Source organism: Candidatus Parvarchaeota archaeon (genome assembly GCA_016866895.1).
Classification (GTDB): Archaea; Micrarchaeota; Micrarchaeia; order Anstonellales; family VGKX01; genus VGKX01.
In genome coordinates this window covers 1-9,095 of record VGKX01000035.1, presented here as the reverse complement: position 1 = coordinate 9,095, position 9,095 = coordinate 1, and the positions used below count along the sequence as shown (strand labels likewise).

Below are 9,095 nucleotides of genomic sequence, written 5' to 3'. Positions count from 1 at the left end.
GCCCAGTGCCTGGTTGGGACTGAGGACATGGCCCTTGAGGATTTGACCGAGAACATTGATGCGGTTTATGAGAGAGTGAAGGCAAAGGTGACTGAGCCGTCCATAAAATCAGTGTATCTGAAGCTGACAATGGGCAAGGCAATAAAAGTCGCATGAGCACGCAGGAAATTTTTTTGGTTTGCGGCAACAAGATGCAAAATTGATTGGTTGATGATTGTTATGACGAAAATAAAGCGCAAAAAGGACGTTGCAAAAAAAGAAAGGATTGCAATCACGAGGAAAAAGGAACATGCGTCAATGCTTGCCTCAAAAATCAAGGGCGCAAAAGTCATCGCACTTATAAGCCTCCAAAACCTCCCCGACAGGCTGCTTCAGTCCATGAGAAAGAAGCTTAGGGGAAAGGTTCAGATTTACCAGGCAAAAAACACAGTCATAAAGCGGGCGCTTGAGGCTGCAAAGGCAGGTGGGGACATAACAAAGCTTGTCAACATTCCCTGCGCCCTTGTGCTCTCAGAGCTTTCGCCATACCAGCTATTCAAGTTTTTCAAGGACAACAGCATCAAGGTTGCCGCAAAGCCAGGACAAGTTGCGCCATTTGACATAATCGTTCCTGCAGGCGACACTGATTTGCCCCCAGGGCCTGCCTTGTCAGAGCTTAAAGGCGCAGGCATTAACGTGCAGCTCAAAGGCGGCAAGATAGTTGTTGCAAAGGACTCTGTTGTGGCAAAGAATGGGACAAAAATACTGCCTCCTGTTGCAAAGGCACTTCAAAAACTCAACATACTGCCCTTCTCAGTCAAAATCGGCCTTGTAGGGGCGCACGAGGAAGGCTATCTTTACACTTCACAGGTGCTTGACATAGACGAAGCCGGGCTAAAGTCCGATGTTGTCACAAGTGCGATGCAGGGGCTTAACCTGTCAATAAACGCAAGCTTCCCAACCGAGGGCAGCATAAACATAGTGCTTGGCAATGCATTTATGCAGGCAACAAACATGGCTGCAAACGGCAACTTATACACTGACTCGACAATTGGCATGCTTCTTTCAACTGCAGCAGTCCAGGGGCTTGCAATTTCAAAGCAAGTGCCAGCTGGAGCTTCTACTGCCCAGGAGGAGAAGAAGGCCTGATGTTTTACTGAGTCAGCATAAGGCTGGAAAATTAGGCAATATAAATGAGTTAAAAAATTCATTGTGATGAGGAGGGAGTTTTATGAAAGTAGACCCGTATTTGCATGCAGTTCTTGTGCTCCATGGCGCAGGAAAGGAAGTTTCAAAGGAAAGCCTTCTGTCTGTCCTAAAGGCGGCAGGAGCCGAGGCTGACGACGCCAAGGCAAAGGTGCTTACAGAGGCCCTCAAGGGCGCAAACTTTGAGGAGCTGCTCAAGAATGCGGCAATGCCGGTTGCGGCAGCCCCTGCAGCAGGCGGTGCGGCACCAGCAGGCGAGGCCAAGAAAGAGGAGAAGAAGGAGGACCCTGCAAAATCCGAGGCAGCGGCATCTGAAGGCCTGGCATCCCTGTTTGGCTAGAAGGGCAGGCCATTTCCAAACACGCAGGCAAGTGCCGCTTTGGGGCATGCCCCAAGCTTTTTCTTTTCCCTAATTTTTCTTTTTTACTGCCATGCCAGATTTTTGCAAGGACTCTAATTAACGTGGCTCAGAGTTGAACTCAAGTTCTACTTTTTACCCCTTTTTTTCCCACAATAGGCTTTTAAATTTGGGACGGCAGAATTAACCCCATGTCCCCAGAGCAAAAAGCCACAAAGGAGCACAAGGAAAAGCCCTTTGGCATATCGCCGCTTCTTATAGAGCCAAGCATAGGGGCAATACGCTTTAAAACACAGCAAGCTAGCGCCAACACGCTAAAAGTTGATTTGAGCAGGCAAAAACTGGATGGCACTGTTAAAGGCAAAGCAGAAGCAGGCCTTGCCCCAAATGAAAGCGAGATTGTTAATTATACTGGAGAGCAGGCAAAGCTTATTGATGCATACCAAAAGCAGGTTGGGCAGCTTGTAAGCCAGTACGAAGCAGAACAGAAAAGCAACCCGCTTGCAAGGGCGCTTGAAAGCATGCCGGTGCAGTTTGGAGGGGGAAGCACGTCTGTTTCGCAATGGCTTATGGGCGCATATGAGGAAAACATTGGAGTGGCAAAGCAGCTAAGTGCTGCAATTGAAAGTGGGCAGCTCAAGTTTGACAATGACACTGACAGGCTTGCCGCATTCAGGCTTATTGAAACTTATTTGCAGGCTGCAAAAAACGCGCTATTTGCACAGCTGGATTTCATCAACCCCGAACTTGCGGCAGGGCAAAAAAGCATTGTTTCAGGAATTGAGGCGACAGGAAAGGAGCAAATGGATTTTTTGCTTGAAAAGATGTCGGGGGGAAAACTGAGCACTGGATTTGTGGCTGAATATTTCAAATACAAGGCAGGCTTGGCGGTTGGCAACGCACAGCTGGTTTTTGAAGAGAGCAGGGAGCAGGCAGAGTCGCAGATGCCAAACAGGGCAAATATTGACAAGGCGCATTCAGATGCAAAGAGGCTTGCAGGCGAGCCAACGGAGATAAGAAACCGGGGCGACTTGACAGAGTGGGTTGAAGGATACTACAAACAAATGGAGAGGCTGAATGCAGCCTGCTCAAGGGTTTATTCGCACTACAATATTGTTGAGACGCGCTGGTTTGGGGAAATGAGGGAGGATGACTGGCAGGATAGAAAAGCCTACATTGGCACACTTGGCAATGTAAGTGCCATTGGGCTGGACCTGTTTGGCGGCCCGCTTGGGAAGATAATTGCAAAGTGGTATTTCAGCCTTGGGATTGTTGAATCTGTGAAGCAGAAGGACTATTTTGGGGCGGCTGCGTTTGCAGCAGCCCTTTTTGCAGGGGACATTGCAGGCACAATAAAAGGAGTTGGCAGGGGCGCTGCAATTTCAAGGCAGGCACTTGGCGCTGCAGGAATGCTTGGCGCCCTAGATGTCATGTACAACATGGGCAAGGGCATGGTGCTGACAGCGCAGGACTTGGCATATTTTGGCTTCACGCCGCAGGGGACTGCAGCCCTTGTTGACCAGCTTGCAAATGCCTATGCTGCAGCAAGAGGCGGGCACAAAGGCAAAAAGGCCTTTGAAAAAAACAGGAATATTGAAAAGGAAAGTGGAGTTGAACCGAGCGTAAAAGCAGGAAACGAGCCAGTTGAAAACCAGCCTCTTTCCTCCAAGCGCAGGGAGGAGCACGAAGGCGAAGTGCAGGGTGCTGAAGGAAAAACAGCGCAAAAAGAGACACCTGAGGGCAGTTATGAAACCGTTGGAGTGAATGACAAGAAAAAAGTCATTAAAGACGAGGTATCAAGCCTGATTGAAGGGGCCTTTAATAATAGTAATATGGAAGGCCAGCTCTTGATTGACTCGCAGTTGCCAGGCTATTTTTCCAAAGGCCATGTTCCGAAGCTGCTTGAACTTGCACAAAGAACATATGCTGGGTTCAAGGTAGCGGCAAATGCCATTAGGAACAACCCCGAGCTTTTTGCCGATTCTAACTTGGCCGGTTTTATTGAAAGCACGTTCAAGCCCTCAGGGCAAATCAAAAAGGAAATGCACTTCAACATGCTCAAAAACGACGAGATGCTAAAAACAATTGATTTGAGGCCCGAAATCTTCAAGCCAGAGCACTTTGAGATTTTCGCGCAAGGGGCAATCCGGGATGCAAGAAACCTGAATTTGCTTTTGACACTTGAGAGAAGGTCGCAGGAAAATCCGCAGATGCACGAGGCTGGATTGGCTGCGTTTGAAAAAGTCATTGGGCAAAACCACAATGCTGCAGCAAACGCGATAGGCGCATTGCTCTACGATGTTGTCGAGGCTGGCAGGGCTGACTGGTCAACACTTCCAGAGGCGCTAAAGAGGGGGACGCTTTACCCACCAGACATGACGCAAGTGCTAATTGAAAAAGCCCAGGTGCTAAAAGTCTTTGACGGTCTGAGTGAAGACCGGCAGGCTGCAATTTTCATGGGTTGGCTTTTGGAAGGCAAGAGTGCCCATGAAAAAATGAATGCAGTGCAGCGAAACCTGGAGGCCATTGTTGAAATCGAGGCGAAACATCCAGGGCGCACGCGTGAGCTTATTGACAAGGACATCCTCACCTTTTGGAAGCCAAACGGGTTTACGGGCGTGAACTAGACACTAGGGGAGAAAAAATACATTTAAGTTGGAAGCTTTAGCTTTTGACGCCTGAAAAAGGCAAACGGTTAACTGGTGCGCAAAATGGTTTAGGGACAGAAAAAAGAAAATGAAGCCAAAAGCGGCGGCATGGGCATGTTCGGCCTGCCCTCACAGGACACTTCAGGAATTGCAGTTGGTGACAGTCTACTAAAAGAGAAGTTTAGGATGGCCGTGGAAGGGCTTTTTTCAGGCCCAAAGTGCAGGACAATTATCATACAGGAGAGGGATGCGCTCCAAGAGACAAATCCAAGATACGAGAAGCTTTCAGAGGGGCAAGTTGGAAAGCGGGAGGATTTTGTAACCGGCGAGCTCAGCGGTTTTTTTGAAAGCGCAGAAATTGGAATACGGGGGCGGCTTGCAAAAAAAGGCGTGAATGTGCCGCCAAGAACTGCTGATGAGCTGGATGCAGCTTTCATGGAAATCCAGGCCGAAGTTTGGAAAAAGTTCAGGCATGCGCCCACAACACTGCAGCTAAATGAGAAAAAAGAGGTAGTGCAGCAGCCAGACTTGCTTGCAGGGGTTGTGGAAAGCCTGTTTGAGATTTTGGACTCGAAATTTTCAGGCAAGGATTACCTTGACTGCAAGGCAAGCTTGTACCTGTGTGCTGATTTGATGGAGATTCTCGGTGTAAAAGGATTAAGCCTTGTGATGCTGCCAAAGCATGTTGTACTAAAAGTTGATACAGAAGAGGAGGGGAAGGTTGTGCCAAGGTATTATTAGACAACCGCGCAGCCAGGAGCACAGAAACCTACAATCAGCACAAGTGTGATGGACAGAAAGCAGTTTGACGAAAAGTATGGTGGGTTAAAGGTTGAATACCAGTGGTTTGTTGACAACCCTGCGCTGCAACTGGCAATGGGCAATATGTACTTCAAGGCCGGGAAATGGGAGGAGGCTGCCTCAATCTATTCAGGCCTGCTTGAAGAGTTGAGGTTTGACGCAAACGCCCATTGGAACCTGATGCTTTGCCTGACAAAAAACAGGCTTGGAAATTTCCAGGACTTTGTCAAGCTCTATTTGTATTATGAAGGGTCCAATAGCATTGATGATATTATCAAGCTTGAAGATGGGAAACTGTCAAAGCTGGAGCAGATGAAGCTTCTTACAAGAATGCTCAACAAGATGCCAGCAGAAAAGCTCAAGAAGATGAACGAAATTTACAACAACCGCTGAAAGCCGCTGCGTCTGAAGGAAAAAAATTAGTCAATCTCGTTTAAGCAACCGATGTTGCTTAGTCCTGTTCTTTGTGTTCCCCTTTCCTGCCGTAGATGATTTTGCGCCTGGGGGGGCGCCTGCCAAATGAAGACTGCTGCAAGGCACCTTGGCCCCTGCCTGTTTTTTGGATTGTGGCGCCCTGGCTTGATTGCCCTTGTGTGCTTTGGGTTTGCTGCCCTTGCTTTCCTTGGTTTTGTGGCGCACAGGGAAGAGAGTGGCTTGTGCCTTGCGATGCGACATGGAGATATTTGCCGGTTTCAATGTCGAAAATCAGGAATTCCTTTTGGCCGATGGAAAACCTGTCGCGAAGCAGCCTTTCGGCCTGCAGCAGGCTCAGGCTTCTTGCCTTGCTGCTAATCACAAGGACACAGTGCCTGGCAGTGGAAAGGGAAAGTTTTCTCAGGCTTTTGTAGTGGTCTTCTGGGTTGCCAAACTGGATTTCAATTGCAACATGCTCCCCGTCCTTAATCCATTCGCAGGCAACATCCTGGTTGGCAATAACCGTAAAGCCGTTTGACTCCCCAAGCTCGCACAAAATGCCGTTGATTTGCCCGATTAGGCTGCCTGGGGCAATGGGTTTTTCAACAAGGATGATTTTGCCAAAAACGTCCATGGATTATTGCCAGCTTCTAAATTTAAAAACATAGTCTGAGAAGCCAAGCATATGGTGGGGGGAAAGGCCGGCAGCATCACGCCTGCCTGCGGGCAGGCCCTAGTCAGGCTTGCAAGAAAAGCGGCAACACACTACATACAGGAAGGCAGGAAAATAGAGCCCGAGGACACAGTTGGCGTGTTTGGGGAAGCGCGCGGGGTTTTTGTCACAATCCAGACATATCCACGCCGCGAGCTTAGAGGATGCATCGGCTATCCGCTTCCGACAAGCCCGCTTGCGCAGGCAACAATTGAAAACGCGATAAACGCCTGCAGCGAGGACCCGCGGTTCAATCCTGTGAGACTTGAGGAGCTGCAAAGGCTTGTGTTTGAGGTAAGCATCCTAAGCGTGCCAAAAAAGATTGAATATGGGAGCAAGGCGCAGCTGCCAAGGCTTGTGAAGGTGGGCCGCGACGGGCTTATTGTAAGGCATGGGCAAAGCAGCGGCTTGTTGTTGCCGCAAGTGCCGGTTGAATATTGCTGGGACGAGACAGAATTCATTTCCTACACTTGCGAAAAGGCCGGGCTGCCCTTTGACTTCTGGCTTGACTATGATGTTGAGGTGTTCTCGTTCCAGGCGCAGGTTTTTGGCGAGAGCAAGCCTCTTGGGAATGTCGTGCAGCACAGGCTTGAGGCAAAGAAGAAAGCTGAAGTAAAATGACAGGATTTGCGGGTTGGAAAAAATGGTTGTTGGGAAGGCAAGGCATGAGAAAGGCGGAGTTGTCCTTGAATTTGGGGCAGACGCCCAGGGGCTTTTTGCCCAAGAAGGGCAGTATCTTGCAACAGCGGCGGCTGATGGGAAAATTGTGCTTGTGGCTGCAAGGCAGGAGCAAAAAGCGCAAAGCGGGCAAAAACAGGGCAAAGAGGAGAAGGCTGCGAGGCTAAGCGAAAAGCAGCTGGAGGTCCTCAACAGGCTCATCACAATAAGGTTTGAAAACAGGCTGCCTGAAAAGGTTGCAAGCGAGCTTGACGAGCAGCAAAGGAAGGTTCTTGAGCAGATGGTCAAAGACGAGATTGTGCTTTTGTACAGGGGCGGAAAGTACCAAAAAACCGGGGTCTACAGCATCCCCGACTCAATTTACCCGCACATACCAAGGCAGGGGAGGGAGGCACAGGCAACAGTGCAGGCTGAAAGGCCAGGCCAGGCCCAGCAGGGGACGAGAGGCCAGCAGAGTGCAGGAGTTGAGGCAACGCAGGCAGGGCCAAGGCTTTCTGCAAACAGTTTTGAGCACCTTGAAAAATACGGATACATGGTATTGGAAAACGAGCTTGAGGCAAAGCGGGCAAGCGAAAGCCTGGCCGAGAAGATAAGGCTTGGGCAGATAAAAGGTGTGCGCCTGTTTGACAGGAAGTTTTACATTGCAACAGCGCAGTTTTACGAATTCCACAGGGAGGGATTTTTGGAAAAGCTTGGCAAGGCGGCGCTTAGCGCGGAGCAGGCTGCAAAGCTTCTTGAAGTTGAGGCGCAGGCAGCAAAAGTCATGCTTGCGCTTTTGAGCAACGAGGGCGAGGCAATAGAAAAGAAAAGGGGGACTTATGCAAAGGCGTGATTTCAAAGTTGCAAAGCGGAATATGATAAAAGGATGGAATAGTGAAGGGGTTGCTGAAAAAGGATTTTGGCAAAAATCATAACAAAAGAAAGTTATAGGGTAATTTTCTCATGGCAAGCATAAAGGATTGCATACATGGCATGATTCGCATAAGCGACTTTGAGCAGCAGGTAATTGACACGCAAGATTTCCAGCGCCTGCGCGGAATAAAGCAGATGGCCTGCGCGTATCTTGTTTACCCCGGCGCAATGCACACCAGGTTTGAGCACTCCCTTGGCGCAATGCATTTGGCAGGAAGCTTTGCCGCATCCCTCGGGCTTTCAAAAGACGAGACTGAAAAGCTGCGGCTTTCCGCGTTGCTGCATGACATAGGGCACATTGCATTTTCACATGAAGGCGAGGCTGTTTTTGAGGCTTACCTTGGCGACCATGAGAAAATAGGGCTTGAAAAAATAAGGCGCGGGCAGGTAGCAGACATTGTAAGCTCGAGGTATTCAAGAAGGGAGATAGAGGCGCTTTTTCTTGGAAAAAGCCATGGGCAGGTCATAGACTCGGATGTTGGGTGCGACAGGATGGACTACCTTTTGAGGGACTCCTACCACACCGGGGTTGCATATGGGATAATAGATTCTCAAAGGATAATATCGCAGGTGAAGTTTTCAAGCAGGAAGCTTTGCGTAATGGAGGGGGGGCTTGAGGCGACTGAAAGCCTGCTGATTGCAAGGTTCCAGATGTTCTCAACTGTCTACTGCCACAAAACTGCCCGGATTGCCGCGGCCATGCTGCAAAAGGCAATAAGGATTGCAGTTGAAACAGGCGAATTTGAGCCCAGGCTTGCACTTGAAATGGGCGACTGGGAGCTTTTGCAGGCCCTGGGCGCAAGTGGGGGCAGGGGGCTTGTTGAAAGGCTTTGGAGCCGAAGGCTTTACAAGCAGGCCTATGCAATTGGCGCCAGCGGGAAAAACAGCGCAGTGCAAGGAGAGGCAAAGTCGGGTGAACTTGAGGAAAAGCTGGCACGTGCTTGCGGCTGCGATGTAATTGTCGACTATCCTGCGTATTTCCACAAAGCCGCAACAATAAGAATTGAGACTGAGGGCGGGCTTGAGCATATTGAAAGGGTTTCGGCAATAGTAAGTTCGCTTGAGAAAGCGGCAGGCAGCAGGCAGAACATAATAGTGTGCTGCAGGGAGGAAGACAAGAAAAAGGTAAATGTCGCAGCCAGAAAGCTGCTTGGCTGAGCCTACTGGCCAAAGGCCTTGCCAAGCACGATTACGGCAAGCACAAAAACAGCCGTGAAAATAACTACCATGCGCGGGTCCATCTTGAGGCCCTGGAGGTTTTCACCGATTGAAATCCCAAGTATGCCTGCAGAAGATTGCGGCATTCCAAATCCGACTCTTTTTAGGCTCATGGGAATAGTTTGCAGGCTAGGTTTAAATTTGTAATGGAAAACGGGCTTTGCCCATA

Annotated in this window: 11 protein-coding genes; 9 read left to right on the top strand and 2 right to left on the bottom strand. The window is 49.5% G+C overall.

Translation table 11 applies throughout. The annotated features are described in order from the left end of the window. From FJZ26_02300 to FJZ26_02275, 6 genes are all read left to right on the top strand, one after another. Window positions 1-156, top strand: a 156-nt coding sequence (locus tag FJZ26_02300) for a 50S ribosomal protein L1 (GenBank protein ID MBM3229238.1), incomplete at its 5' end; no start/stop codon positions are given. A 51-nt stretch (window positions 157-207) separates the two neighbouring features. After that, window positions 208-1,128: a 50S ribosomal protein L10 gene (rplJ, locus tag FJZ26_02295; protein ID MBM3229237.1), complete on the top strand. Its 921-nt coding sequence runs from the start codon at window positions 208-210 to the stop codon at window positions 1,126-1,128. Between the two features lie 82 nt (window positions 1,129-1,210). After that, window positions 1,211-1,525, top strand: coding sequence for a 50S ribosomal protein P1 (gene rpl12p / locus FJZ26_02290; GenBank protein MBM3229236.1), 315 nt, complete (start codon window positions 1,211-1,213; stop codon window positions 1,523-1,525). Between the two features lie 209 nt (window positions 1,526-1,734). Next, entirely contained in the window at window positions 1,735-4,170 is a 2,436-nt protein-coding gene (locus FJZ26_02285) for a hypothetical protein (protein ID MBM3229235.1), read from the top strand. A gap of 129 nt (window positions 4,171-4,299) precedes the next feature. Continuing rightward, window positions 4,300-4,932 carry a hypothetical protein gene (locus tag FJZ26_02280; GenBank protein MBM3229234.1) on the top strand — a complete coding sequence of 211 codons (633 nt, stop codon included), beginning with the start codon at window positions 4,300-4,302 and terminating at the stop codon, window positions 4,930-4,932. A gap of 48 nt (window positions 4,933-4,980) precedes the next feature. Next, window positions 4,981-5,385 carry a tetratricopeptide repeat protein gene (locus FJZ26_02275; GenBank protein ID MBM3229233.1) on the top strand — a complete coding sequence of 135 codons (405 nt, stop codon included), beginning with the start codon at window positions 4,981-4,983 and terminating at the stop codon, window positions 5,383-5,385. A gap of 58 nt (window positions 5,386-5,443) precedes the next feature. On the opposite strand, the gene FJZ26_02270 is transcribed toward FJZ26_02275, so the two are convergent. After that, entirely contained in the window at window positions 5,444-6,040 is a 597-nt protein-coding gene (locus FJZ26_02270; GenBank protein ID MBM3229232.1) for a hypothetical protein, read from the bottom strand. 51 nt (window positions 6,041-6,091) lie between these two features. Here FJZ26_02270 and FJZ26_02265 point away from each other — a divergent pair, with 51 nt between their 5' ends. The 3 genes from FJZ26_02265 (at window position 6,092) to FJZ26_02255 (ending at window position 8,866) form a co-directional block, all read left to right on the top strand. After that, a complete protein-coding gene (locus tag FJZ26_02265; GenBank protein MBM3229231.1) occupies window positions 6,092-6,739 on the top strand; it encodes a TIGR00296 family protein in 648 nt (215 codons plus the stop codon). Window positions 6,740-6,761: 22 nt separating this feature from the next. Continuing rightward, window positions 6,762-7,628, top strand: a complete 867-nt coding sequence (locus FJZ26_02260) for a hypothetical protein (GenBank protein ID MBM3229230.1) — start codon at window positions 6,762-6,764, stop codon at window positions 7,626-7,628. A gap of 110 nt (window positions 7,629-7,738) precedes the next feature. Beyond that, window positions 7,739-8,866, top strand: a complete 1,128-nt coding sequence (locus tag FJZ26_02255; GenBank protein ID MBM3229229.1) for an HD domain-containing protein — start codon at window positions 7,739-7,741, stop codon at window positions 8,864-8,866. Between the two features lie 2 nt (window positions 8,867-8,868). Here the strand turns inward: FJZ26_02255 and FJZ26_02250 are convergent, their stop codons facing one another. Continuing rightward, window positions 8,869-9,039, bottom strand: coding sequence for a preprotein translocase subunit Sec61beta (locus FJZ26_02250; protein MBM3229228.1), 171 nt, complete (start codon window positions 9,037-9,039; stop codon window positions 8,869-8,871). Between the last annotated feature and the right edge of the window lie 56 nt (window positions 9,040-9,095).